Source organism: Bradyrhizobium sp. CCGUVB1N3, from assembly GCF_024199925.1.
In the GTDB taxonomy this organism is placed as follows: domain Bacteria; phylum Pseudomonadota; class Alphaproteobacteria; order Rhizobiales; family Xanthobacteraceae; genus Bradyrhizobium.
The window spans coordinates 8655842-8681703 of sequence record NZ_JANADR010000001.1 but is presented as its reverse complement, the minus strand read 5'-3'; the positions used below and the strand labels follow the sequence as shown (position 1 = coordinate 8681703).

Sequence of the window (25862 nt, the reverse complement as noted above, 5' to 3'; positions counted from 1 at the left end):
GCCTCATCGCGACGCTCCTGTGCTGCCACCCTCGAACGGGAACACCGTTTTCCAGTCCTGCTTCATGTCCACAACGGTCCAGCCGCGCTGCACGGCTTCGTTCCAGGCCTTGTCGAGCTTTCCGACCTTCGATTGGCGGTCGTAGGCATATTCGCGCTGCGCGTCGGTGTGGTGGACGATGCCGAGGAAGCGCGCGCCCGGTCCTGCCGCGGTCCATTGCAGCATCTGCTGGTCGCCGTCCGAGTTGCAGAAGGCGAGGATCGGGCGGCGGCCGGTGAAGCGATTGATGCCCGGCGGCTTGCCGGGACCGTCGTCGATGAACTCGATCTTCGCCAGTTTCATCAGGACCGGCTTTCCATCGGCGCCAATCTTGAACTGCGTGACGCCGGAGGAGCGGACCACCTGCTCGGGCGGTATGCCGTAGGCTTTGTCGGCCCACACCCGCATGAACTCGACGCCGCCGCCGGACACGATGAAGGTCTTGAAGCCGTTGGCGCGCAAGTAAGCGAGCAGCTCCAGCATCGGCTGATAGACCAGCTCGTTATAGGGACGATTGAACCGCGGGTGCCTTGCCTGGACGAGCCAATCGGCGACCGATTTTGCATAGGCGTCCGTCGTCGTGCCGCTATAGGAGACCGCGAGTAGCGCAAGCAGACCCTTCTCGCCCTGCGCCGCGAGCGCGGCTTGTCGTTCGCAAGAAATGCCTTGAACGGCTGCTTCTGCTTCCACTCAGGATGCTGCGGCGCCATCGACTTGACCTGACCGAAGCCGAATGCCGCCTGGAAATAGATCGGCTGCTCGCACCACAGCGTGCCGTCATTGTCGAATACGGCGATGCGTTCGGCGGGCGGAACGAAGTCCGCGCCGCCGTCTCGCGTGACGCGCGCGACGAAATCGGCGATCGCCGTCTTCGCCGCGCCGTCGTTCCAGGATGGCAGAGGATTGGCCGGCTGCGCCTCCGCAGCCGTGATGATCGCGAGACATAAAAGCAGCGCAGCGCCGAGCCGAGCCATCATGGTCTTGGTCCTTCTTCCCCGTTATCCTCCCACTACTGCGGCTTCAAGCGTTCGAGCTCATTAAGCCGCTTCAAGGCAGCCTGTTGCCGGAGCAGGCCGTAGTTGATGCCGCTCGCGTTCAGCGAGCTGCCTTCCTGATAGGGGAACTGGTTGAAGTCGGAGAAGAACTCCTTGATCTTGCCTTGCACCGGGACGATCAGCCACATGTTCCGGGCAAGGAAGTCGATCGCTCCGCCGCCCTCCTCCATGCCCCGCTCGTAGGGATCCACGCGCAGGTTTGCGATCAGCGACCATGCGGGGACTTCGCGGGTCGCGGTCGCGATATTGCCCTTGGACGCCGTCGCGAAGCTCAGCTTCCAGTCATTCCACCTGATGGCATTGAGATTGCCGCCCTGATCGAAGTAGTAGATCGCGTCGCGCGGCGGCTCCTTCGCGTCTCCCTTGAAGAACAGCATGAAGTTGTAGCCGTCGAGGTGAACTCGAAAGCTCTTGCCGCCGGCGCAGGCGAAACCGGCCTTCATCTTTTCCTTGATGTCGGGGATGCCGGCAGCGGCGCAGAGCGTTGGGAACCAATCGATCAACGAGATGATCTCGTTGTATTGCGTGCCGGGCTTCACGACGCCCGGCCACCGCACCATCATCGGAATGCGCATGCCGCCTTCCCATGTCGTACCCTTCTCGCCGTGGAAGGGCGTCTGGGCGCCGTCGGGCCACAATGCGAGCTCGGCGCCGTTGTCCGTGGTGTAGAGCACGATCGTATTGTCGGCGATGCCGAGATCGTCGAGCTGCTGGAGCAGTTCGCCCACCATTCCGTCGTGCTCGACCATGCCGTCGGCGTGAATGCCTTTGCCGGTCTTGCCGAGCGACGACGGCTTCAAATGGGTGAAGACGTGCATCCGGGTCGCATTGAACCAGCAGAAGAATGGCCGGTTTGCCCTGACCTGACGCCCGATGAAGTCCTTGGCGCCGCCGAGGAACTCCTCGTCCACCGTCGGCATGCGCGCCGTGTTCAGGGGACCGGTGTCCTCGATCTTGCCGTCGGCTGTCGCCTTGAGGACGCCGCGTGGGCCATATTGCTTCCGGAAGTTCGGGTCCTTCGGATAAAAATAGCCTTCCGGCTCTTCCTCCGCGTTGAGGTGATAGAGATTGCCGAAGAACTCGTCGAAGCCGTGCTTCGTCGGCAGATGCTCGTCGCGGTCGCCAAGATGGTTCTTGCCGAACTGGCCGGTGGCGTAGCCCTGCGTCTTCAGGACATCTGCGATCGTCGGCATCCAATCCTGGATGCCGTGGGGATCGCCGGGCATGCCGATCGTGAGCAGGCCGGTGCGGAACGGCTCCTGACCGAGAATGAAGGAGGCGCGGCCCGCGGTGCAGCTCTGCTGGCCGTATGAATCGGTGAAGATCGCTCCCTCGCGCGCGATGCGGTCGATGTTGGGCGTGCGATAGCCCATCATGCCCATGGTGTAGGCGCTGATCTGGGGAATGCCAATGTCATCGCCGAAGATCACGAGGATGTTGGGCTTGCGACCGGCAGGCGGCGCTGCCGCAGGAGCGGCCTTCTGAGCTTGCGCGAGAGCGTCTGACGTCAGCGCTGCCGTCGCGACAATCGACGACGTGCCGAGTAGCACGGCCCGCCGATGAATCGCTGGTTTGTCGCTACAAGTGGAATCGGCGACGGCGTTATCCTGCTTCTTCGTCTCATTGGTCATTCGTCGCTCCTTGATCTTCTCGAGTCTGGTTAGCGCTCGTGATGTTGAGCCTTGATCGTCCGTTCCGTCTAAGTGGTCTCCTTGTGCTTCGCCTATCTGGCGGGCTTTCTGCTCCGATACGCGGCGGCATTCGAAGTCCCAACCGGATTCAGATGTTGAGGTAAAGCTGTCGTGTCGCGGTGCCTGGCGCGCGGGCGCAGGCTGCGGCGAGCAGCGACCACGCGGTGCAGAAGTTGTCGAGGAGACCAGGCAGCCGGATCGCGCCGATTTGCGAAGAGCTCGCTTTCCAGCGCGCCGATCTGACGGTCCAACTCCGGATCGCGCGCGGCGACCTTGAAGGCGCCGGCCGTATTCGAAGGCGGCGAGGCGTTGAGATGCGGCAGCCATTCAAGCAGCGCGAAATACGATGCTCCTGCGTCTCGATGGCGGATCGCGCGGCGGAGCCGGTTGAAGGCAAACATCTCCGACCGGCGATAGGCCTCGTGCCGGCGGCGATGATCGGCCGCAATGCGCCTGATCGCACGCGGCGCAATCAGGCCAAGGCATGCGGCGATAACCGCCGCGAGCAACACGATCAGCCAGTGATCCGCGACGAGTTCACGTATGTCGGACCATGTCCATGCCCGCCCCGATCGATCGGTCGGCATCTGGCTCGCCCCGGCGGTGGCGGCAACCGCGAGAGGCACGGCATCGAGATGGATGCGTTCAACCTTGCCGTTCGCATTGTTCCACCAGCCGATCTCGACCGCAGGCAGCGCATAGTCGCCCGGCCGTTCCAGCATGTAGGTCGCCGAATCGACGCGGGTCGACGTCATGACATCGGTTCGTCCGTCAATCCTATCCTCGAGCTTCGGCTGCGCTGGATAAAGCCGCAGGCCTTCGATGGCAGGGAACTGCTGAGGAGGCAGCAGCATCGCAGGCGTGCCTTCTGCCTTGATCGTCACCGTCCGCGTGACCGCGTCGCCGGCCTTGAGTTGGTCGGACGAACGCCGGATCTCCTGTTCGGCGGTCATGCTGTCGGCCGATACGAACGGCTGAAGCGCGCGCGCGGCGTCCGGAATGAACGCTTCGAACGACACAGGCGGCAGCGCGACGGTCACCTCGCGCGTGGCCGGCGGCTCGGCGGCATATTTGATCCTGACGCTCTGGTCGGCGACAGCGTACGAGCCCGGCTCCTGCGGCGAGATGGCGTATTCGAAGCGAACACCCGCATAGGACACGCCGTCCCGCTGCTCATTGGTGTTGACGCTTTGCAGTTGCCGGGTCACTGCGTTGCGGACCTGGAAGCCGGGCAGTTCGGGCGGCGATGTCATGTAGTTTGGCGCCATGACCGAGATCGCAAGCGTGGTCTGCTGTCCCACCACGACGCGCGGCGGATCGATCGTCACCTGCACGATCGGCTCGGGCGCAGTCGCCTGCTGCGCGCGGTCATCTTGCGACGGGAGCACGGCCGCGAGCAGCAGGGCGATGGAGCCGATCCAACCTCTCACCGCGACGCCCTCCCCTGTTCCGGAGCGGCCGCCTGGATCGCGAATTTCAGCTTGAGGAAATCCGCAGGCGAGGTCTGGACCTGGCGCATCCAGGCTTCGGCTGCGCCGGCGGTGGTGACGTCCTGCGGCGTGACCGTGATCTTCTTGCCGCCCTTCTGGTTGGGATCGACTTTCATCTCGTCGGCCTTCTCATCCGGCGGCGTACTGTCGTCCTGCCCCTGCTTGCGGCGTTTCGCTTCTTGCGCATCAAGCGCAGACCGGACGATGGCCCGGTTGGCCTTCGCGGCGGCATTGCCGGGCTGCTCCTTCAGCACGTCGTCATAGGCCTTGAGAGCCTTTTCATAGGCGTGGTTCTGCGCCTGCGCATTGCCAAGCGCGAATTTGCCCTCCAGCGTCTCAACGCGCGAAAATTCCTCGGCAGCGGCGAGAAAGTCGTACGCGCGATAGGCCGAGATGCCGCGCCACATCGGATCGGCGAACAGAGTTTTCGCAGCGGCATAGTCACCACGGTCAAACGCAAGCCGCCCCTGCTGATCCGGCGTCAGCCACAGATTGACGAAACGATGGGTCTCTTCCGCCCTCGCGGGCTGCGCATGCATCACGATGATCAGGGCAAGCGCCCAGGCGACCGTCGTGCCGCGCCGGAACCAGATCACGCTGAGGAATGCGAGCGGCAGCAAGAGCCAGTAGCCTTCATCCTGCCATCGTGTGCCGAACGCATCGCCTTGCGCGGCCTGGAAGCGTGTTTCGATCCGGCGCTCCAGTCGCACGACGTCCGAGCCGTCGACACTGACCTGCACGACATCCGTGCCGGCCGGCAGCGATGGCGCGTCCGCGCTCACCGCCAGCACGACGAGATTGTTCCGCCCGGCCGTTTGCCGGACCGTGGCCGCATCCACGGTCCCGAGATCATCTGCGACCAGGAGGATGGTGCCGGCGATCGGCTCGGTCGCGAGTGAATCCGCGGCCAGGGCGATCGCGCGCGCGACGTTCTTGCCATCCGCCGGCATTAATCCCGGCGCAAGCGCGCCCAGGAACGGCGCGATGACGGAACGGTCATCGGTCAGCGGCATCACCAGATGCGCGGTCCCAGCGTAAGCGATGAGCCCGGTTCGGGCGCCGGCACGCGCTGCGAGAAGATCACTGATCTTCTGCTTGGCGCGTTCGAGTCGCGACGGCGCGACGTCGGTCGCGCCCATCGAGAAATCGACGGCGAGCGCGACCATCAGCGGCGCCTTGTCCTCGACGAAGGGCGGCAGCTCGCGCCGCCAGGTCGGGCCGGACAGCGCGATGATGCCGAGCATCAGGGCCGCCGCAACGAGATAGAGCGGATTGATGTGGCGCCCCGCTGCGGCCGCACGATAAGATGCGTCAGAAGGTGCGGCGCGATCACATTTCTCCATTGTGCGCGCACATTCTGCCGTCGCAGCAGCACCGCGAACACGATGGCGAGCGGGATCAGCGCGAGCAGCCAGAGCGGACGCAAGAGGTGGAAGGAGATTGTGGCAACGTCATGCATGGCTGGAGGTCCTGATCCGGCGCCATTCGCTGCCGAGGAGAAGCGCGATCCACAGCAGCAGGCCAAGCATCACCGCGCCCCCCAGCGGCCACTGAAACAACGGCAGCTTGGGCCGCCACGATTGGGTCTGAAGCTTGGCCGGCGCGAGGCGATCGATGTCGGCATAGATCGCCTGCAACTGTGCGCCGTCCTCGGCGCGGAAGAAGTGACCATCGGTGGTGGTCGCAACGGATTGCAGAACGGCAAGGTCGACGCGGTTCTCGCCCGAGGCCGCAGGATCGCCGACGCCGATCGTGTAGACCTTGACGTCGTTCTGGCGGGCGATGTCGGCGGCGTGTTCGGGCGGCACCCGGCTTGCCGTGTCGTTGCCATCGGTCAGGAGGACCAGCAGCTTTTGCTTCGCCGTGCTGGCCGCGAACGTCTTGATGGCAAGCCCGATGGTGTCGCCGATCGCCGTCTGCTGGCCGGCCATGCCGACCGCGCTCTGGTCGAGCAGTTGCTGCGCCGTCTGAAGGTCCTGCGCGAAGGGCACCTGCACATAAGCTCTGGTGCCGAACAGGATCAGCGCGACACGGTCACCTTTGCGGCGCGCGATGAAATCCTTGATGACGCGCTTGACCCCGTCGAGCCGCGTGAGGGTCGCGCCGTCGGGCGTCTTGAAGTCGCGCTGGTCCATCGACCCGGATATGTCGACGGCAAGGATCAGATCGCGCGCGGAGACATCGCGTGTCACGGGATCGCCGACCCATTGCGGCCGCACCAGTGCCACAACGAGCAGCGTCCAGATTGCTGCCGCCACGATCATCTGCACCGCGCGGCGTTCCAGCACGACAGCGCCCCGCTGCGGCGTCTGTCCGGTCGCAGCCGCCAGCCGGTCGAAGAAGGGCACCTGAACGGAGGCCTGGCGCGCCCGGTATGGCGGCAACAGCCACCACACCAGAATCGGCAGAGGCAACAACACGAGCAGCCATGGCCAGGCGAATTCAAGCATGGTGCCCCCTGATCCAGCGACGGACGAGACGAAGCAGCGATTGCAGTTCGGCCCAGTCCAGCGGACTTTGCTGATAAGGCCCGCTCACGAGCAGGCGGCCTACGCCGCCGGCGAATTCCTCGCCGCCATAGCTGCGGTCGAGGAAGGAGAGCCAGGCCGGCCCGACCAGAGGCGCCACCTGCTCGCGCGGAAAGGCGGCGAGCGCGGTTCGCCGCACCAGCACGGTCAGCTTCGAAAGCAGCTCCGACGGTCCGGAATTGCGGGCGTGCTCGATCCGATCGAGCTCGGCGAGCGCTTCCCGGCGATAGCGGTTGACGCGGCGCAGATGCGCGAAGCGCCACACGCCCGCGACGATGGCGGCGAGCAGCAGGACAATTGCGAGCCGCGCCTCCCAGGTCTCCGGCCAGAGGCTCACCTCCTGCGGCAGCGCGAAGTCGATCAGGCCGGCTACGGGATCGGCTGTCGTGGATGGAGCTTCAGCCAAGGGCCGCCTCCGTCCGATTGTGGCCGGCGCCTGCGCCGTGACGGGCCGACAAGCCGCCAAGAAGACGACGAACCTGGCCAGCGGTATCCTCTGAGGCACTGAGCGGCAGCACGGGTACCCCGAGGTCGTGCGTCCAGGCAAGGATACCCTTCAGGCGCTCCTGCGTGGCCTGCGATACGCTCTGGCGTACGCTGTGGCGTCCAACTTCGAGCCGGATCTGCAATTCGCCATCGGTCACGGTCATGCTGGCTGAAGGCGGCAAGTCGCTCTGCAGGGGGTCATGGACCAGCGCGGCGATCACGTCGTTGTGCCGGGCCATAGCGGCGACCATCTCGCGCGTGGTATCGTCTGCGCCGTCGAAATCGCTGATGATGACCACGGCGGCATCATGCGGCGCCCGGCGCCTCGCATGATCGAGCGCAGTGTTGAGCATGGCCGGCGCGGAGACCAGACCGCGCCCGACGCCGAGCGCCTCGTTGTACGAGACGATGGCTGCCAGGATCTGGAGCACCGTCGCCCGGCTGCGCCGCGCCCTTACCTCGACGAGGTCACGATCACCGAACACGACGGCGCCGACGCGATCACCGACGCCGAGCACCCGCCATGCGCCGATCGCTGCGGCCTCTGCCGCCGTCACCGATTTCATGGCGCGCCGGCTGCCGAAAAACATCGACAGGCGCTGGTCGACCACGAGGATGGTCTGCCGGTCGCGCTCCTCGTTGAAGACGCGGATATGCGGCTTGCGCAGACGCGCCGTCACCTTCCAGTCGATCGAGCGGACGTCGTCGCCGGCGCGATAGTCCCTGATCTCCTCGAAGTTCAGGCCGCGGCCGCGCATGCGCGAGGCGAAGCGGCCCGAGAGCAGGCTGTGCACTGGCTGGCGCGGCAGGAAGGAGATCTTGCGTCCGCGATATTCGAGCGCGATCAGATCATCGAGACCGACATAGACACCTGGCGTTTTGGCTGATGTCCCGGTCATGCTGGCCTCAGGCTGCTGCGACCAATTCAGCGATCTTGTCGATCACCTGGTCGGGCGTGACGCCTTGCGACACCGCCTCGTAGCTGAGGATGATCCGGTGCCGCAGGCAGTCATGGACGACGGCACGGACATGATCCGGCGTGACAAAGTCGTATTCATCGAGCCAGGCGCGGGTGCGGGCGCAGCGGTCGAGCGCGAGGCTGCCGCGTGGGCTGGCGCCGACCTGGATCCATTTGCTCAAGGGCTCGCCGTAGCGGCCAGGAAAGCGCGTCGCGTAGATCACATCGACGATGTATTTCTGCGCGAGATCGGAGACGAAGATGCCGTCGATCTCGCCGCGCGCATTCAGGATCGCCTGCTGCGGGATCGGCGGTGGCTCGGCTGCGTGGCCTTTCGGCTGCTGGGCGTTTTCGGCCCGATTGAGCGCGATGATTTCGCCTTCGGTCGCCTCGTCCGGATAGGTGATGACGACATGCATCAGGAAGCGGTCGAGCTGCACTTCGGGAAGGGGATAGGTGCCCTCCTGCTCGATCGGGTTCTCGGTCGCGAGCACCATGAACAGGTCGGGCATCTTGTAGGTCTTGCCGGCGACGGTGACCTGGCGCTCCTCCATGGCTTCGAGCAGCGCCGACTGCACCTTGGCCGGCGCGCGGTTGATCTCGTCGGCGAGCACGAGGTTGGCGAAGATCGGTCCCTTCTGGAACTGAAACTGGCCGCACTTGTCGGTCTGGACGTAGATCTCGGCGCCGGTCACGTCCGATGGCAGCAAGTCAGGCGTAAACTGCACGCGCGACAGATCGGCCGCCAGATTCTTCGCAAGGGTCTTGACCGCACGGGTCTTGGCGAGTCCAGGGAGGCTCTCGATCAGCATGTTGCCATTGGCGAGCAGGCCGATCAGCATGCTCTCGACCAGGTGGTCCTGGCCCAGCACCGCCTTTCCGATGCGCGACTTGAGCTCGAGCACGGCATCACGGGCCGCCGATTTCGTCGTGCTTCCCGGCTCTGTCACGGTTTGCGGCCGGTTCATCTTGAGATCAGGCATGGCTGTCCGCTGATGAGGGTGGTCTCCCGGCCGCCCGGATCGGCGGCCGGAGCGCTTGTGCTCGCTGACTATTTCGGCGCCGTCTTGTCGAGATTCTTCATCATCGCGTCGATCATCTGATCGATGCTGAAGCTCGCCGACCGCTGGCTTGGCGGATACTCCTTGAAGGTCTGAAGGAACGGCGCCACACGCCATACGCCGTATTGCGCAAGATAGGCGTTCTTGGCGAACCAGTCGTAATATTGGTCCGAGACGACGTCAGCGCGCTCGAACGGATCCATTCGCAGGTTGAAGATCTTCGGCGCACGCAGGCAGGTGAACGGGTTGGCCCAAACCACGAACCCTCCCGGCTGACGCTGCTCGCAGAACACGATCTTCCAGTCATTGAAGCGATACGCAACCACCTCGCCGTCATCGTTGAAATAGTAGAATTCGCTGCGTGCCGACTTCGGCTGCTGGCCGGTCAGGTAGGGCAGCTGATTGTAGCCGTCGAGATGGACCTTGAAGGTCTTGCCGCCGAGATCGGTGCCCTTCAGCAGGCGTTCCTTGATGTCGGTGTCGCCGGCCGCGGCGAGCAGGGTCGGCAACCAGTCGAGACCGGAAACCATGTCGTTGGAGACTTCGCCGGCCTTGATACGGCCGGGCCAGCGGATCATGGCGGGAACGCGAAACGCGCCTTCCCAGTTCGTGTCCTTCTCGCTGCGGAACGGCGTCGTCGCCGCGTCCGGCCAAGACCATTGATTGGGACCATTGTCGGTCGTGTAGACCACGATGGTGTTGTTGGCGATACCGAGATCGTCGAGCGCCTTGAGGAGCTTGCCGACGTCGCCGTCATGCTCGATCATGCCGTCGGCATATTCGTTGCCCGGCATGCCGCTCTGTCCCTGCATGGATGCGCGCACATGGGTGAACACATGCATGCGCGTCGTATTCATCCAGGTGAAGAACGGCCGGTTGGCCCGCGCCTGGCGCTGCATGAAATCGATTGCCGCGGCCGTCGTCTCGTCGTCAACGGTTTCCATCCGCTTGCGATTGAGCGGCCCGGTATCCTCGATCTTGCCGTCGGCGGAGGCCTTGAGCACGCCACGCGGCGAGTTGCTCTTGGTGAAGGTGGTATCGTTCTTGGGATAATAGGGACGCTCCGGCTCTTCCTCCGCGTTCAGGTGATAGAGGTTGCCAAAAAACTCGTCGAATCCGTGCTTCGTCGGCAGATATTCGTCACGATCGCCAAGATGGTTCTTGCCGAATTGCCCTGTCGCGTAGCCAAGGGGCTTGAGCGCCTGGGCAATGGTGATGTCGCGGTCCTGCAGGCCAACCGCGGCGCCGGGAATGCCAACCTTGCAAAGGCCGGTCCGCAAGCAGACTTGCCCCGTTATGAACGTGGACCGTCCCGCCGTGCAGCTGTTCTCCGCATAGTAGTCGGTGAATATCATGCCTTCATTGGCGATACGGTCGATGTTCGGCGTCTTGTAACCCATCACCCCGCGGGTATAGGCGCTGATGTTGGACTGACCGATGTCATCCCCGAAGACGACGAGGATGTTGGGCTTCGCCGAACTCGGCTGCTGCGCGTTTGCAGGAAACTTGATGAGAGGAGACAGGCTCGTCGCGACCAGAGCCGCCATGAGCAGCCCGCGAAGCAACGGCCTCGGGCCGTTGACAACTGGATTTACCGCAGCCTTGCGCTTGTCTTTGAGGTCGTCGCGCATTTGATACTCCTACTTTCTTTTTCCTAGGGGGCCCCTCCGACGGCGGAGAACCGGACACCCGCACCACACACCGGAATCCGACATGACTGGTCGACGTATCGACCGGTTCCGCATGACGCGCAGCGGGGCGATAGCGACGACAATAGTTCGGTGCGCAAAGATGCGACCCGCCTTTCAGAACCTTACGGGGAATACGGATGTTTGGTTGACATGGATCAAAGCTCGCCTCCTCGCGGCCGCCGCGCGGATTGAGCGGGATGCAGCAGGGCTTCGCCGCGTCGGTCTGATGCCTCGGCGACCACCAGTCCGAGGTCCACTCCCAGACATTGCCGATCATGTCGTAGAGGCCGTAGCCGTTCGGGGGAAAGGCCATGACCGGCGAGGTGCGCTCGAACCCATCCTCGCCGAGGTTCTGGACAGGAAAGTTTGCCTGCCAGATGTTGGCCATGTGCTTGCCGCCCGGCGTCAGCGTGTTGCCCCAGGCGAATTCCTCACCGTCGAGCCCGCCGCGTCGGCGAACTCCCATTCCGCGTCGGTCGGAAGATCCTTGCCCACCCAGCGCGCATAGGCGAGCGCGTCGCTATAGGAGACGTGGACGACCGGATGATCGTCGAGACCCCGGAGGTTGCTCTTCGGACCGTAGGGATGCCGCCAATTGGCGCCGCGCATGAACGTCCACCACTGGCTCCAATCCTTCAGATCCGTGATGCGCGGGAGCGGCGAGAACACCAACGATCCGGCATAGAGCATGTCGCGCACCGCGCCGGGATAATCCTTCGCGTCGGGAACGATCTGGGCTTCGGTGACGTGATCGGTCGCGTTGACGAATTGCTTGAACAGCCGGTTGGTCACCGGCGTGCGGTCGATCCAGAAACCGTCGACGAATACACGATGGCTTGGCGCTTCCTCAGGATAATGATGGTCCGAGCCCATCCGGAAGGTGCCGCCCGAAACGAAGACCATCTCGCCGGCCTTCGCATCCAGCAACCCGTCGCAGCGATCCAGACCCGCCCGCAGCATGATGTAACTCCAATACGCGAGCCTACCCTCTGCTACGGCACAGAATTCAGCAGATGTCGACTATGCGCTGGACACATTGCCCTGGTCCCTTCTTCTTGGCGCTGAAGGCTGGAGGCGCAGACGACGTACTGGGCTCCCTCTTTCGCGCACACCCTTTTCATCGTTACGCGCGCTCCGAGCGTATCGCTTAGGTTGCAGACGGTATTGGAAGATTGGATAGCTGTGATGTGCAGCTTATGCCAGTACGCGCAACGGCGGGTAGCCTTATTGCCGCATGCCAGAAATCCGCCAATCCGCTGCATAGTCGCGTCAAATTCAGCGATGATTTGCCTCAAAGCGCGAAGCCACGATGTCGCACCCACATCCCGCTTAGATCGTGTTCTGCGGTTGGCCAGCGCTGAATCACTGGGCTTCGTCTGCGCGCTATGCATTCGGTCCTATGCGAACCGTACACGGGACTCGACGACCATGACGGCAGTCGCCACCTCACCAAGGTTCGCAAACGGCCGCTCTGCGCCCGGTGCGAGGTCCTGGGACGCGCGCAATTAGTTCAAGAACGGCGTGTCACATTTGTCTTCAATGGACTTTTTTGACCTCCCGATGCACACACCGCCCTGTCTCATCGAGAGCATTAAACTCTCACTCCAATCCATCATAGTCCAACTCGAGCTAACTAGCCTAGACCCTATGTTTGCCCTCTGAGGTGACGGGCGGCCCGCCCCGCGGCAAGCTCCTATCGAGGGTTGCGCCGGATGGTCCGGCGCCGAGCCTCAAGCATGGGGAGCGGGCCTGATGAACGATAGCATTTTCGTAGGGCTGGATGTGCACAAGGCGACGATTTCGGTCGCAGTGGCGGAAGGGATGCGCGGCGGGGAAGTTCCTAACTTGGGGATCATCCCTAATCGCGCCGATCAAATCGCCAAGCTGGCGAAGAAGCTTGGCAAGGGTGACCGGCAGGTCAGTTCTTGTTACGAAGCCGGCCCCTGCGGATATGGCCTGCATCGGGACAACTGACGGGACTGGGGCACAACTGCATTGTGGTGGCCCCCTCGCTGATCCTGATGAAGGCCGGGGATCGGGTAAAAACCGACCGGCGCGATGCGGCGATGCTGGCCAAGCTGCACCGGAGCGGCGAGCTGACAGCGGTGTGGATTCCGGATGCGGCGCATGAGGCCATGCGCGACTTGGTGAGAGCCCGCGCCACGGGGATGCGTGTGCTCGGCAAGGCGCGGCAACATCTCCAAGGCTTCCTGCTCCGACATGGCCGCATCTATGCCGGGAAGAAGGGGTGGACTCTGGCTTATCGTCGCTGGCTCACCACGGTGCGCTTCGATCACCCGGCGAGCCAAATCGTTCTGCAGGACTACATTCATGCCGTGACCGACGCTGAGGCCCGTGTGGACTGCTTGACCAAGCGGATCGAGGACCTGGCGCCACAATGGTCGATGACGCCGTTCGTAGAGGCCGTGCAGGCCATGCGCGGCGTCGCCTTCATCGTTGCCGTGACGGTGGTTGCCGAGGTCGGCGACTTCTCCCGCTTCGACAATCCCCGCCAGTTGATGGCCTTTCTCGGCCTCGCGGACGGGCAAGGGCCGCATCAAGCTCACCGCGGATCAATTCTTCAATAAATTCCCGCGCTCGTTCCCGCACAGCAGTTTCAATCGGATCGAACCAATCGTCGAAAAGTTGGGGAGCCATCTCTCCTTCACACTGTGGGGCATGCGACTTCGTGATATTGCTGGTCAGCGTGGTCTCCGGTCCGGCGCTCCAACGCCGGATAATTCGAGGTTGATCACCTCGGAGACTACTCCACCTTCAATTCCTACCAATCCCGCGACGGGACCTCATCGGCAGAGACCCCCATTCTAATTTCTCGTCAGCTTCTCGAAAACTACGCCTCTTAGTCAGAACGTTTCGATCTGGATCCGGCGTAGCTGTTCGGATCTGGCCAAGGGAGAATGGGATGGATCGGTTAAACAATGACAACCCGTTTGAAGCGCCGGATTTCGCGCGGACAGACCGCGATGAGGTGCAGCAGCCGCAAGCGAACCAAATGGGGTTTGAGCAGCAGCTAAACGAGTTGCACTTGCGCGAGCTCCCGGCCCGCAGTCCACATCTCCCCGGCCACCCCTGTGCAGTGTCGAACACAGATGCGGACTGGTTAGACCTCGTCGACGAAGGCACGTCGCAGCTGCCCTCAAGTCCGCCCGTTGAATCTGAACAGGGCTGCAATGAGCATGGGGTTTTTGCGGCGGCGAATCGCCGTGGCCTGGTGCCAGAGGGCGATTTCAGTGTCATGGGCTATCGGCACGGCATGGATTCAGCTGTCCACTTGCCGACGCATAGTCTCGATCGGGAGGAGTATTCGTCGGAGCAAGCCGATGATGAGTGGCCAACCACGCTTGGCCTGCCTTGGGAGGATGATCTCGGGGAATTGAGCCTCGATCGAGAGCCTGGACGGGGCCATAGCAATACTTCAGAAGAAGGGCACTGGCTCACGCTGGCGCCCGCGCGGTGGGGCGAAGTTTTGAGTGATCGGCAGGCCTCCCCTGCCAGCAATCCGACGAACGTTGAACATCCCGTCCTCCACCGATCGCAGCTTGGCCAGGTCCTGAACAGTTGGGCTGGCGAAGAGGAGCAGACAGAAGGGGAGGACCGGCACGAGGCCGTAAGACGAATCAAAGCTTGGGCCTTCTATCCACAGTTGGACCTATCACACCTGCGCCTGACGACCTTGCCCCCCGCCCTTCCGCCCGATCTCGGGGCGCTCGACGTCAGCGACAACGAGTTGATGTACCTGCCCGACACCCTGCCGCCGGCACTTCAATCACTCACCATCGGCCGCAACCAGCTGACCAGCCTGCCCCCAACACTCCCGGAGCGCCTTCAGACCCTCAAAGTCGGCTTCAATCACCTGACCAGCCTGCCAGAAAGCTTGCCGACCGAGCTGCGGCACTTAGATGTTCGCGGCAATCGGGTGACAAGCCTGCCGGACACTCTTCCGGCTCGACTTCAGATACTTGCCCTTGGCGGCAACCAGCTGACCAACCTGCCCGCAACACTTCCGGAGGGCCTTCAGACCCTCGCCCTCGGCGCCAATCACCTGACCAGCCTACCAGATACGCTACCCGCCGAGCTCCAGGACCTCGACGTTCGCGGCAATCGGCTGACCAGCCTGCCTGAGACCCTCCCGGCTGGACTTCAGTTACTTGCCGTCGGCGGCAACCGGCTGATGAGCCTGCCTGATAACCTCCCGGTCGAACTTCAAGAGCTTGAAGCCGACGGCAACAGGCTGACCAGCCTGCCCGAGAGTCTTCCTTCCGAGCTCCAGTTGCTTTTCGTCCGCGACAACCAGCTGACTAGCCTGCCCGAGACCCTCCCGCCTGAGCTCCAGAGGCTTCATGCCAGCGGCAACCGGCTGACCAGTCTGCCCGAGACCCTCCCGGCCGAGCTCCAGGTGCTCGAGGCGCGCGACAACCGGCTGGCCAGCCTGCCGGAGTCCCTGCTAACGCAGCTGGGTTCTGGGTGTATGGCTTATCTGGAGAATAATTCGCTTTCCGAGCGGGTGAGGACGAATCTGGCAGCGGCCCTGAATGCGCCAGGCTATGTCGGTCCTCGGGTCTTCTTTTCGATGGACGAGGCAATCGCGGAAACTCAGGCGCGGCCGCTGCCCGAAGTGGTGGCGGACTGGCTCGACGAGGCGCCGGAGTCATTGGCCGCCTGGCAGAACTTCGCCGAGGAGGCGGGTGCTCCCGAATACGCGCGCTTTCTCGACAGGCTGCGGGACACCGTAAATTCTGGCAATCCCCAGTTCCGGCAGGCCGTGATCGAAGATCTGCAGCAGGCGGCGATGAGGCCGCAATTGCGCCAGCACTACTTTCAGCAGGCCTTCGGGGCGAGCGAGAGCTGCGAGGATCGCATCACTTTGACCTGGAACGGCATGCAGAGCGCACGACTGAGCGCTGACGTCGAGGGCGGCGCCTATGACCATCGGCTCGGTGATCTCGTCGAACAGGGCCGCGTTCTGTTCCGCCTGGGCGCGCTCGAGGGAATCGCCCGGGAGAAGGTCAACTCGCTCCGCTTTGTCGACGAGATCGAGGTCTATCTCGCCTATCAGGTCAAGCTGCGCGAGAAGCTGGAGCTACGGCACATCGCCCCGGACATGCGCTTCTTCGGCGTCTCATGGGTTACCGACTACGATCTCAGCATGGCCGAGACGCGGGTGCGCGAGGAGGAGGCGACGGGGTTCGCCGACTATCTGGCAACCCGCTGGCAGCCCTGGGAGACGGTGGTGAGCCGGATCGCCCCCGAAGCCCACGCACAGATGCAGGATCGGCTCGTCGAGGCAATGGGCGAAGAGTTCGACAACCGCCTCCAGCAACGGCTTGCCGATCATGACCTGATCGGCAACAGAGATGCCGAGCGGGAGTTCGGAGCGCAGATCCGTGACGAGATCGCCCGCGAGATCAAGGGCCCCCTGACGCGTCAGATTCTCGCGGACCATGGGGTTGAGCTGTAAAGCGGCTATCCAGTTGCAAAGGCCTCCGCATGGACCGATTTTGACGGGTCCATGAAGGCTCGCAGGGTGTCGTCCTGCCATGCGTCGAGCAAACGCTGTGAATGCTGATCGAAAAATGACCCCCATCGGCGTCGTCGGGACCCCTTCAGGCCATTGATTTCATTGAATTGAAACGATGGGACCCCCATGCCGATCATGGTTGAGACCCCACGCCGAAACACACCTTGCGCCTGCCGGCGCCGACGGTCCTCGTAGTCCTTACGCGCGAGCGCGGCCTGTTTCCCAAACGCTTCGAGGCGGCGTGATGACGTGTTTACCTCGGCTGAAGACCTTTGTGGTCAAGGTCGCCCTAGAACAGGTTTGCGCGACGGCCACCCCGGTGACGGTCGGCTTCCCGCGTGTAACGTTCCAGTTCGGTCAGCGTCAGGTGGCTGAGTGCCGCCGTGATTTCGTGGGCGGTTGCACCGGCATCGGCCAGCAGGCGACCGAGGGCCTTGCGCAAGCCGTGCGGCTTGCAGTCGAGTGGGAGCCTGGCCGCCGTCGTTGCAGCTCGCATCCATCCTGAGTTGCGCCCGGCCTGTTGGATAGCGGTTTGAGGATCTTCTCATCGATGCGTTCCTTCGTCAGACTGGCGACGGCACGGTGGCCGTGGTCGCGTCGCATCTGCTCGAGGCGCCCGCGATAGCCGGACTAGCTACCCTCACCCAGAGTGCGGAATGCGTCGCTCTGATAATAGGATCTGCTAAGCGCGCCGACAGAGCGCGGCACATCCTTCATTGGCTTCGGCTTCGCGCTCCCCTCACCTGCGACCGCAGCGGCATAGGCCATCTTGAGTTCTATTGACGTCGAGCGGCTGCGGATCAAACCTCCGCTACGGCGCAACATGCGGGAAGTGCTTTTTGATTTCCTCAAAAGTGAGAACGGTCGCAAAGTGCGAAGCATGAGCTGCGTATTCGCCGAGCTTTGCCTCACCATATAGCAATGCGGTCGTGGCCATCGAGTGTCGCAAAACCTTGGCAGGCGCGCCAGTTGCCCAACAGTGTGCTCTAATCGGATACGCGGTGGCCTGACGTCCGCCCTCCCTAAATCTATCCCCGGGATGCTTGACTTCCACATGAAGCGCAAAACGCAAGCCGGTCTCCGTTTCGAAGATGGCGAGGAGATCAGTCTCCTGACCGCTACATCCCTGCCTTCTGTCATTCCGGTCCAACAGCGATCACTTCCATTTCTCTCATTGCGCGGAAGTCGTTCGTGCCGACCAGAACTCGCCGTGAGGCGGTAAGGGCGTGGGCCTCCAGAAGTCCATCGCGACTTAACTAAGGTCGGGGAACGCTTTCTAAGCCGCCCTCATCTTGAGAACGAGGTCGCTAACGTCACTTTTGAGCCGCACCGAGTGTTGAGAGAGATGCTGCGCGGCATTGACGACCTGGCTCGAGGCCTCTTCAGTCTCTGTGGACGCCCGGGTGACAGTCGCAATTCTTCCGCTTACCTGGTCGACGCTGTCTGAGGCCTGTTGGACGTTCCGGGCAATGAGCGTGGTGGCGGTCCCCTGTTCTTCGACGGCCGAAGCGATGGCCGATGCGATGCCGCTGATCTTGTTGATTGTGACCGAAATGGCTTTGATGGCCTCGACCGCCTCACGAGAGGCGGACTGAACAGATCCGATTTGCACGGCGATTTCGTCCGTCGCTTTGCCGGTCTGACTTGCTAGAGCTTTCACCTCCTGAGCGACGACCGCGAACCCCTTGCCGGCTTCACCCGCCCGGGCCGTTTCTATCGTCGCGTTCAAGGCAAGCAGATTGGTCTGGCTTGCGATAGCGTTTATCAGATTGACCACGTCGCCGATCTTCTGTGAAGCGGTCGCAAGCTCACTCATGATGCGGTCCACCCGGCCTGCTTCCGTGACTGCGGCCCGTGTGACCGTGGCGGAATCTTCAACCTGGCGACCAATTTCCTGTATGGCGGAAGACAATTCCGTCGCTGCAGAGGACATGGACTGGACGCTTACCGACGCCTGCTCGGAACAAAGTGCAACTGCCTTTGCTTCGCTTTCATTTTGCTCGGCCAAGGACGACAGAGAGCCCGCCGCGTGGTTGAGTTCGGCGGCCTGTGACGAGACCGCTTCGACAACTCCCATGACGCTCCTGTCAAGATCATCGGCCAGCGCATTTATCGTTCGCTTGCGCTCGTCACGTATCTCGACCAGGGCCGAGATGTCCTGCCAGGAACAGATGTTGATCTGCTTGCCCCTGCACGTGGCGGGCACCAGGCCGGCTCTGATCGGAACAGGAGTTCCATCCGTCCGGCGAAGCCACCATTCGAACGTCGCGCTTCCGTTTTTGGCGACGACGGCTGCGGTTTCCGCGAAGCACTGACCGACGCTCTTGCCATTGGGCTGGGGGTCGAGGGAGATGGCGCTCAATTGAAGGCCGACCATATCGCGCCCGCTCTTCAAGCCGAGAATTCGTGCCGCCGCGTCATTCGCGGTCAGGCAGCCCTGCTTGTCGAACACCGCGACCCCGTCCACGATGGTGGAAAAGGCACTGATCGCAAGACGATCCTCGTCCAAAGGGATATTGTCCCTCTTGTTCCAAAATCGTGCCCCGATGACTGCGATGGCTGCGACCGACGCCATCGCAAGGCCGAGCCAAAAGCCGGAAGATGACGGATCGCGATTGGCGATAGGCACCGCGCCGAGCGCTATCGCGGCAGGAAGCAAGTCCGCGTTCCGGAATAGCATGGTCATGACGTCCTCAATCGCCGGCAGGAAGAGCATCCCCCTCTCCGGGACGAAGCTCCAATGGGCCACACGATCAAATTAATTCAAAAAGATACTAAATAATCGAAAATGTTCGTCGCCGTGGCGGCGCCGGCCTTCCCCGCAACCGGGAATCTCGCGACGAAAGGCAAGAGTCAACATCGTCGGTGATGATTCGCCGATGATGGACGATAAGGATTGCTACGAACTGCCCTCAATCGATGCGAGCTATGCCTGCTTCATCAATGATCTTCGACCATTTCACGATCTCGCGTTCGCATCTCCACGGGAGTGCTTCCGCGCGCTTCGCCACCGGTTGCGGTCTCAAGCGCCTTTTTAACGGCGGGATCCTTAAGCATCGCGGCGGCTTCTGCGTTCAATTTGCTCACAATGTCGGCGGGTGTGCCTTTCCGGGCCACGAGTCCTGCCCAGGTCCGGACGTCATATCCCGCTTGGCCCGCTTCCTCGGCCGACGGCACGTTCGGCAACAGGGGCGTGCGCGAAGGTGACGTCACGGCCAACCCACGGACGGCTCCACTTTCGATTTGCCCGGCCAACAAGACGGTCGTGCCAATGATGACCGGGACCTCTCCACTAAGCAGGCTGTCATGCTTTGCGCATCGCCGCGGTAGGGCACGTGGACCATCTTGATGCCGGCGGTCGTGTTCAGGAGTTCGCCGGCGAGATGATGGGTACTGCCAAATCCGGCCGATCCGAAACTGAGTTCGTTGGGCTTTTGTTTCACGAGCGCGATCAGTTCTGGCAAGGTCTTTGCCGGATGGTCTGATCGCACGGCAACGACGAGCCCATAAAAGACGAGCGTCGAAACCATCTCGAAACTGTCAACCGGATTATAGGCAAACGTCTTATACAGCGCGCCCGAAATCGCGTGGGCACCGGTGACCAGTCCGAGCGTATAACCGTCAGGCGACGAATTAGCGACGGCGACAGCGGCGATGTTGCCACCCGCACCTGGCTTGGCCTCGCCCAATACCGGTTGTCCGAACGGCTTTGACCGCTCGTCGTCGACGCCAGCATCGCGATGCAACGCGCCGAGCGATCGAGCTTTCGCATCCGACCTATGATTGCGTTTATCTGATTGCGACACACAGAACCGGATCAAGATTCGTCACGGCAGATACGCGCCTGCTGCGCACCATTGCCGAGTACGCATCAAGCGAAATCGCGAGCCTTTGTGTTTCGCTCTCGGATGTTTCGAAAACGCGAGGATTAGGCGCGGGTCCTTAGCTGCTCGTTCCAGTCATCGGCGCAGGGACGAAGCCGCTGGTAGTCGCAGCCGACCTCCTGCGCGATGACCGCGAGCCGCTCGGCATAGACCTCGCCCTGCCGATTGTTATCGGTCGCGGCTACGAGGCGTGCACCTGACCGCGCGCTCAGCACCCGAATGGCGGCAACCGTCGCCGGCGCCCAACCGCCTCCCGAGCTGAGATAAAGGCTATCCTGCTGCTGGTCTTCGATTGCGGCGAGGCTCATCGCGTCGATCGCGGCTTCCGTGACGTAAATGCGACTTGCATTGGCCGGTCCGAACCGAAACAGCACCTTGCTGCCGCCGCTGGCGAAGCCTCGCCATTCCGGCCCGCGCTCTTCCCAGCCGGTCACGACGCCGTCGCCGTCGAGATGGGCTGCCCACATGCTGCCGTGCGGGCCTTCGCGCAATCCGCCATAGCGGATGGCGGCACTGATGATCGCTTCCGGAATGCCACGCCGGTCGCGCAGATAGCACCAGGTCAGCGAGCCTCGCCATGGTCCACGTCGCGCACGCCAGCGATCCACGAGACAGAGATCGGGCTGGTGCTCGCTGGACTTTCGTGTCCAGACAGGTTCGGTCGGCACAAAGCCGACGAGATCCGTGACCTGCTGCAGCACGTCCGGGAATGCGAGGCCGTCGAGATGCTCCACCAGCGAGAATACATCCACCCTTGGCGTCGGACAGCGCATCGAACCAGCCTTTGCCGTCATGGATGACGATGATGATGTCGCCGCCGCGGCGATATTTGAGGGCCTTGCGCGTGCTTTCCTTCAGATCGATCGCAAACCCGGCCTTCTCCAGCACGGAAGCGCAGGGCACACGCGTCTTCAGCTCTTCGATGTCCTTCTTTTCCATGTCTGCCTCCCGGCGCTGTACCGGCCCTTTCCCGTTTGAATTTCCTACTCCCGCAGCTTGCGGGACCATCCGCCCTTGCCGCGAAGAGCGAAGGGGGCAAGGGCGCGGCTTGGCAAGTGATGAATTATGCGGGGCATTCGGCCCGCCGCGGCGCAGCCTCCCTTGCGGCCGCCCGCTCGCAAGCGGCACACAAGGGGAAAACCGGGCTCAACGAGCCGGGATGAATTCGTGTGGATCGTATTCGTGGACGAGGATCACGTCGGCGTCGTCGAGTTCGTCGCTCGGCATCACGCCGTATGCGCCTTCGACTTGGAAAAGCGTGACCGGTACCATCAGAGTGCGGGCGAGATCGAAGGCGTTATACTGTGCAAGGGAAAGATCGTGCGATATTTGAAGGCTCCATCCTGAGCGAGGCCGATCCCGCTCGATGGCGTCCGTCAGTGTCCTCAAGCGGCCGCGATCACCGCGCAGCCGAAGGCGCAGCGGCGGCATGCGCGCATAGCCGACCCCTCGCGGGTTGATGGTGGTAGGCCGCACGGAGGACTAGGAAAGCCATCCCTAGAGAGCTGGGTCGTGCCTACTCAAAGATGACCAACGCACGCTCTTCCGGTCGCAGATTTTTGCGTAGCGCTCTCGGATAGACGGTGCTGCCTGCCGACCAGGACAAATTGAGAGAAATGCGTTATTGGCCAAAACGATCTCGCCGCATCGGCTTAATCGCTGTTCGCGAATATTCGGTCAGCGCCGAATCTGCCGTCCGGATTCCAGCCACTGTCGCAGCGTGCCACACGTCAAGCGCCCCTCGGCATCGCAGCGCGATGTTTCTGTAACTCGGAACTGATGTATCACCCAAACAAGCTGGCAGAGTGATCGTCACCCCGCACGGGCCCAGTGAGGTGATCGGCCACCCCTTCCGTGCTCCCGAAGGCGCCGGGTGCGTCAGCGAAGTCGACAAACACCATCAGCGCTTTTATCGAACCGACAGATTGGAGGCTTAGGCTCGCGTCGCTTAAACACTTCACCTGCTGAGACTCTCCGCTACATCGATTTCGAAGCCTCCCGATGCCGGTCATCGGACCGATTCGATGTGCTCGCGTCGGGTTGACCGCGCACCGCGCCCTTCCGTTCTGGCCCGGACAGCGGACATAGGCGATCTCCTTCAGAATTCATTGATACGCACGCCAGGACCCGAGAAAGGCGTCGACATGGCACGCATCCACCAGTTGATTCAACCGTTCCAGCAGTCCGAGCGGGTGGTCGGCCTTTTCAATACCTATCGCCAGCTATAACCGATGACCCGAGACACACTGCGCGGCATCGCCAATCAGTTTCAACGCTGGGTGACGGAGCGGACCGAGAAACGCCACATCCCGATTGTCGAAGCGCCGAAGGGCTGTCGTGACAAATTTATCGACCCGTATTTCGAACGGACCAAGCCTGACGCCATCGTGGCCATCCTCAAGGCGCGAGAACCGGCACGGATCATGACTGCCATTGGCGACAATGGTCGCAAACCGATGGCACCTCCAGTTCGCGCAGCGCTAGGTTATTTATCCACAAACTGGATGTGCCCCACATCCATATAAGCGAGTTTACCAATCCCACGAAATGAGGGTAGACAACGTCAGTTAAGTGACATTTAACGCGGGAATATCCGGATGGATATCGATCGTTGCTCTGGCTCTAAGAACAACCCACGCTTCGAGGCCTCTTTATCTAGGGCGCCTAACGAGCGCGCTGACACACCGGCAGACGCTGCTGTCACCCCCGTAGGGCGAAGAACCGTTGGGGAAAGCTCTTCACGCGCTTCCTTCCCGCAGTTAGCCCGCAGGCGCTCAAACGCATGCGGGAGCGGATAAGGAGCTGGCGCCTGCCACAGCATGCGCCGCTTCCGTTGGCTGATATAGCCCGAATACTCAATCCGATCCTTCAAGGGTGGTGGCAGTATTATGGGCGTTTCTATCCAACGGAAATGTGGAAGCTGTTCACGTACTTTGATGAACGTCTCGGGGCCTGGCTCCGGCGGAAGTACAAGTCGTTCAAAAGGCACCGGGGACGGAGCTGCGGCGACTGAACAGCATTGCGAAGCGCAATCCCTCATTCTTCGTCCACTGGACGCGCCTTGGTCACGCAACGGTTGGGTGACAAGAGCCGGATGATGCGAGAGTATCATGTCCGGTTCTGTGAGGGGCTGAGGGTGAAACTCCCTCGGCCCACTCGACAGTTCTTCACCGGCGAAGAGTTCTTCCAGCACACCTTCCCGCACGAGCGCTCGGACCTGAGCCATTGGCGCAAGCGGCTCGGCGACAAGCTGGAGCTGCTGCTGGCTGAGAGCCTGCGGGTGGCGCACGCGGCCGGGCGCGTTACGCGGCCAGGACCTCAAGCGGGTCACCGTCGACACCACGGTGCAACCGAAGGCCATCACCTTTCCGACTGATGCCAAGCTCTTGCATGCGGCCATCAGGGGTCTCAACCGCCTGAGCCAGGCGAACGGATCGACGTGGTTCATCTTCGCCGTCTGGAGCAGTGTGGCGACGCTCGCCCAGTCGGCAACGCGTGAAGACAATGTTCGCCCCCTCACAGTACGTTTTCAGCGTATTCCTCCGTTGAGGGCCGCCTTGTTTGACGGACGCGAACGCTGCAGGTCCTAGGGGCAATCCTAGGAGAAGCGCTATGACGATTTCGCGGGCAGAGGTGATCACATCGGTCGAGCGGCGGCGTCGGTGGTCGCAGGATGAGAAGGAACGGCTAGTTGCAGCATCGCTCGAGCCCGGAGCCACTGTTTCCGAGGTGGCTCGCATGGCCGGCCTTCATGTGAGCCAGCTGTTCAGGTGGCGCAAAGAGCTTTGCAAGCACGGTGAGACGAGTATAGCGCCGTTAGTGCCGGTCGAGATTGGGCCGTCTGTACCGCCGCGGGATGTGGTCGAAGCGTCATTGACGACGGCGCCGGCGCGTCGGCGGAGGATCCAGGGCATCATCGAGATTGATCTTGGTAGCGGACATCGCATCCGGGTCGATGGCGACGTTGATGGAGACGCGCTGCGTCGAGTTCTCGATGCTCTGGTGCGCCGATGATCCCGGTTCCGACAGGCGCGCGAGTGTGGCTCGCGACAGGCTACACGGATATGCGCAGAGGCTTTCCGTCGTTGGCACTCCAAGTGCAGGAGGTGCTGCGCAAAGACCCGCTCAGCGGTCATCTGTTCGTCTTCCGCGGTCGCCGCAGCGATCTTGTGAAGATGATCTGGCACGATGGCCAGGGAGCATGCCTGTTTACCAAAAGACTCGAGAGAGGAAGGTTCATCTGGCCATCGGTTGCCGGTGATTCGGTAACGATCTCGCCGGCGCAGTTGAGCTATCTGTTGTCCGGGATCGATTGGCGCAACCCACAAGAAACCCAGCGTCCGGCGCGGGTCGGATAGCCGTTTTACGGGTTTGAATCTGCTGCTTGATCTGATTCAATGGCTTCATGATATCGAAGCCGGACGATCTTCCATCGGACCTTGTGAGTGCCCTGGCGGCGCTGCAGGCCGAGCGTGAGGCGCGGTTGCAAGCCGAGGCGGTGGCTGCCAGTGCGCGGGCGGAGCTGTCGGACAACGAGGCGCTGATCGCGCATCTCGAGCTGCGGATCGAGAAGCTCAAACGCGAACTGTACGGGCAGCGCTCCGAGCGCACAGCACGGCTGCTCGAGCAGTTGGAGTTGGAGCTTGAAGAACTCGTCATCACGGCGAGCGAGGATGAGCTTGCCGCGCAGGCCGCAGCGGCGAAGACGCAGAAGGTCCGCCCCTTCATGCGCAAGCGGCCGGTGCGCAAGCCATGGCCGGATGACATCGAACGCGAGCGCGTGGTCATTGAGGCTCCAACGACCTGTGCCTGCTGCGGAGGATCCCGGCTGGCGAAGATCGGTGAGGATGTGACCAAGACGCTGGAGGAGATCCCGCGCCGCTTCAAGCTGATCGAGACGGTACGCGAGAAGTTCACCTGCCGCGATTGCGAGAAGATCAGCCAGCCGCCCGCGCCGTTCCATGCCACGCCGCGCGGCTTCATCGGCCCACAATTGCTGGCGACGATCCTGTTCGATAAGTTCGGCATGCATATCCCGCTCAATCGGCAGAGTGCGCGCTTCAAGTGCGAGGGGATCGACCTGCCGTTGTCGACGCTGGCCGACCAGGTCGGCCACGGGACCTTCACCGTCATGCCGCTCTTCCACCTGATCGAACGCCATGTGCTCGCTGCCGAGCGCCTCCATGGCGACGACACCACCATCCGTATCCTGGCGAAGGGCAAGTGCACGACCGGGCGGATCTGGACTTATCTATGGACGGTCCCCGCTTTGCAAGGTACATTTGCTTTGTTCTGACTAACGATCGTTTGCAGCTATCTATCCGGCTTTATGGCAATGCCACGAGCCTTGATGAGATCCGCGGATCGGCGCCCAATTACGTTGACGAGCTCTGAAGCTCGATAGGTCCAACGGGCTTAGCCGACCCCGGTCCGACCGGTT

General features: G+C 62.4%; 20 protein-coding genes and 6 pseudogenes. 10 read left to right on the top strand and 16 right to left on the bottom strand.

Going from position 1 to position 25862, the window contains the following annotated elements; translation table 11 throughout:
• Positions 1–3: 3 nt before the first annotated feature.
• Positions 4–809: pseudogene (locus tag NLM33_RS41010) on the bottom strand (HAD family hydrolase).
• Here NLM33_RS41010 and NLM33_RS49985 point away from each other — a divergent pair.
• Positions 735–986: a hypothetical protein gene (locus NLM33_RS49985; RefSeq protein WP_371930184.1), complete on the top strand. Its 252-nt coding sequence runs from the start codon at positions 735–737 to the stop codon at positions 984–986. The pseudogene NLM33_RS41010 and the gene NLM33_RS49985 sit on opposite strands and share 75 nt — an antisense overlap.
• Before the next feature lie 62 nt (positions 987–1048).
• Here the strand turns inward: NLM33_RS49985 and NLM33_RS41005 are convergent, their stop codons facing one another.
• The 10 genes and pseudogenes from NLM33_RS41005 to NLM33_RS40960 all read right to left on the bottom strand — a co-directional run.
• On the bottom strand, positions 1049–2725 hold the full coding sequence (locus tag NLM33_RS41005; protein ID WP_254104099.1) for an arylsulfatase: 1677 nt from the start codon (positions 2723–2725) through the stop codon (positions 1049–1051).
• A gap of 92 nt (positions 2726–2817) precedes the next feature.
• Positions 2818–4215 (bottom strand): BatD family protein, encoded by a 1398-nt coding sequence (locus NLM33_RS41000; protein ID WP_254104097.1) that lies wholly within the window; start codon positions 4213–4215, stop codon positions 2818–2820.
• Positions 4212–5519 carry a VWA domain-containing protein gene (locus tag NLM33_RS40995; RefSeq protein WP_254104095.1) on the bottom strand — a complete coding sequence of 436 codons (1308 nt, stop codon included), beginning with the start codon at positions 5517–5519 and terminating at the stop codon, positions 4212–4214. Before NLM33_RS40995 ends, NLM33_RS41000 begins: the two co-directional genes overlap by 4 nt.
• On the bottom strand, positions 5519–5734 hold the full coding sequence (locus NLM33_RS40990) for a hypothetical protein (protein WP_254104093.1): 216 nt from the start codon (positions 5732–5734) through the stop codon (positions 5519–5521). The genes NLM33_RS40995 and NLM33_RS40990 overlap by 1 nt, the downstream gene beginning before the upstream one ends.
• Positions 5727–6725, bottom strand: coding sequence for a VWA domain-containing protein (locus NLM33_RS40985; protein ID WP_254104091.1), 999 nt, complete (start codon positions 6723–6725; stop codon positions 5727–5729). The genes NLM33_RS40990 and NLM33_RS40985 overlap by 8 nt, the downstream gene beginning before the upstream one ends.
• Entirely contained in the window at positions 6718–7209 is a 492-nt protein-coding gene (locus NLM33_RS40980) for a DUF4381 domain-containing protein (RefSeq protein WP_254104089.1), read from the bottom strand. Before NLM33_RS40980 ends, NLM33_RS40985 begins: the two co-directional genes overlap by 8 nt.
• On the bottom strand, positions 7202–8188 hold the full coding sequence (locus NLM33_RS40975; protein ID WP_254104087.1) for a DUF58 domain-containing protein: 987 nt from the start codon (positions 8186–8188) through the stop codon (positions 7202–7204). Before NLM33_RS40975 ends, NLM33_RS40980 begins: the two co-directional genes overlap by 8 nt.
• A gap of 7 nt (positions 8189–8195) precedes the next feature.
• Entirely contained in the window at positions 8196–9215 is a 1020-nt protein-coding gene (locus tag NLM33_RS40970) for a MoxR family ATPase (RefSeq protein WP_254106129.1), read from the bottom strand.
• Between the two features lie 83 nt (positions 9216–9298).
• The gene (locus NLM33_RS40965) at positions 9299–10855 is read right to left on the bottom strand and encodes an arylsulfatase (RefSeq protein WP_254104085.1); all 1557 of its coding nucleotides are present in this window, start codon (positions 10853–10855) and stop codon (positions 9299–9301) included.
• 139 nt (positions 10856–10994) lie between these two features.
• Positions 10995–11959: pseudogene (locus NLM33_RS40960) on the bottom strand (formylglycine-generating enzyme family protein); the annotation flags it as partial.
• A gap of 792 nt (positions 11960–12751) precedes the next feature.
• Here NLM33_RS40960 and NLM33_RS40955 point away from each other — a divergent pair.
• The 3 genes from NLM33_RS40955 (at position 12752) to NLM33_RS40945 (ending at position 16478) form a co-directional block, all read left to right on the top strand.
• Entirely contained in the window at positions 12752–12973 is a 222-nt protein-coding gene (locus tag NLM33_RS40955) for a hypothetical protein (protein WP_254104083.1), read from the top strand.
• Between the two features lie 26 nt (positions 12974–12999).
• The gene (locus tag NLM33_RS40950) at positions 13000–13587 is read left to right on the top strand and encodes a transposase (protein ID WP_371930054.1); all 588 of its coding nucleotides are present in this window, start codon (positions 13000–13002) and stop codon (positions 13585–13587) included.
• Positions 13588–13922: 335 nt separating this feature from the next.
• Positions 13923–16478 (top strand): NEL-type E3 ubiquitin ligase domain-containing protein, encoded by a 2556-nt coding sequence (locus NLM33_RS40945; protein WP_254104081.1) that lies wholly within the window; start codon positions 13923–13925, stop codon positions 16476–16478.
• 349 nt (positions 16479–16827) lie between these two features.
• Here the strand turns inward: NLM33_RS40945 and NLM33_RS40940 are convergent, their stop codons facing one another.
• The 5 genes and pseudogenes from NLM33_RS40940 to NLM33_RS49980 form a co-directional block, all read right to left on the bottom strand.
• Positions 16828–17034: a hypothetical protein gene (locus NLM33_RS40940; protein ID WP_254104079.1), complete on the bottom strand. Its 207-nt coding sequence runs from the start codon at positions 17032–17034 to the stop codon at positions 16828–16830.
• A 780-nt stretch (positions 17035–17814) separates the two neighbouring features.
• Positions 17815–19254, bottom strand: a complete 1440-nt coding sequence (locus tag NLM33_RS40935) for a methyl-accepting chemotaxis protein (protein WP_254104077.1) — start codon at positions 19252–19254, stop codon at positions 17815–17817.
• 224 nt (positions 19255–19478) lie between these two features.
• Positions 19479–20344: pseudogene (locus NLM33_RS40930) on the bottom strand (tripartite tricarboxylate transporter substrate-binding protein).
• A gap of 122 nt (positions 20345–20466) precedes the next feature.
• Positions 20467–21361: pseudogene (locus NLM33_RS40925) on the bottom strand (DUF3991 domain-containing protein).
• A gap of 207 nt (positions 21362–21568) precedes the next feature.
• Complete coding sequence (locus NLM33_RS49980) at positions 21569–21853, bottom strand: helicase (protein ID WP_371930053.1); 285 nt, start codon at positions 21851–21853, stop codon at positions 21569–21571.
• 800 nt (positions 21854–22653) lie between these two features.
• On the opposite strand from NLM33_RS49980, the gene NLM33_RS40915 reads away from it, so the two are divergent.
• From NLM33_RS40915 to NLM33_RS40890, 6 genes and pseudogenes are all read left to right on the top strand, one after another.
• The gene (locus tag NLM33_RS40915) at positions 22654–22947 is read left to right on the top strand and encodes a hypothetical protein (protein WP_254104075.1); all 294 of its coding nucleotides are present in this window, start codon (positions 22654–22656) and stop codon (positions 22945–22947) included.
• A gap of 257 nt (positions 22948–23204) precedes the next feature.
• The gene (locus NLM33_RS40910) at positions 23205–23435 is read left to right on the top strand and encodes a group II intron maturase-specific domain-containing protein (protein ID WP_254104073.1); all 231 of its coding nucleotides are present in this window, start codon (positions 23205–23207) and stop codon (positions 23433–23435) included.
• 138 nt (positions 23436–23573) lie between these two features.
• Positions 23574–23856: pseudogene (locus tag NLM33_RS40905) on the top strand (IS5/IS1182 family transposase); the annotation flags it as partial.
• A gap of 178 nt (positions 23857–24034) precedes the next feature.
• Positions 24035–24436 carry a transposase gene (locus tag NLM33_RS40900; protein WP_254104071.1) on the top strand — a complete coding sequence of 134 codons (402 nt, stop codon included), beginning with the start codon at positions 24035–24037 and terminating at the stop codon, positions 24434–24436.
• Positions 24433–24780 (top strand): IS66 family insertion sequence element accessory protein TnpB, encoded by a 348-nt coding sequence (tnpB, locus tag NLM33_RS40895; RefSeq protein WP_254104069.1) that lies wholly within the window; start codon positions 24433–24435, stop codon positions 24778–24780. The genes NLM33_RS40900 and tnpB overlap by 4 nt, the downstream gene beginning before the upstream one ends.
• 47 nt (positions 24781–24827) lie before the next feature.
• A pseudogene (locus NLM33_RS40890) lies at positions 24828–25676 on the top strand (transposase); the annotation flags it as partial.
• Positions 25677–25862 lie beyond the last annotated feature (186 nt).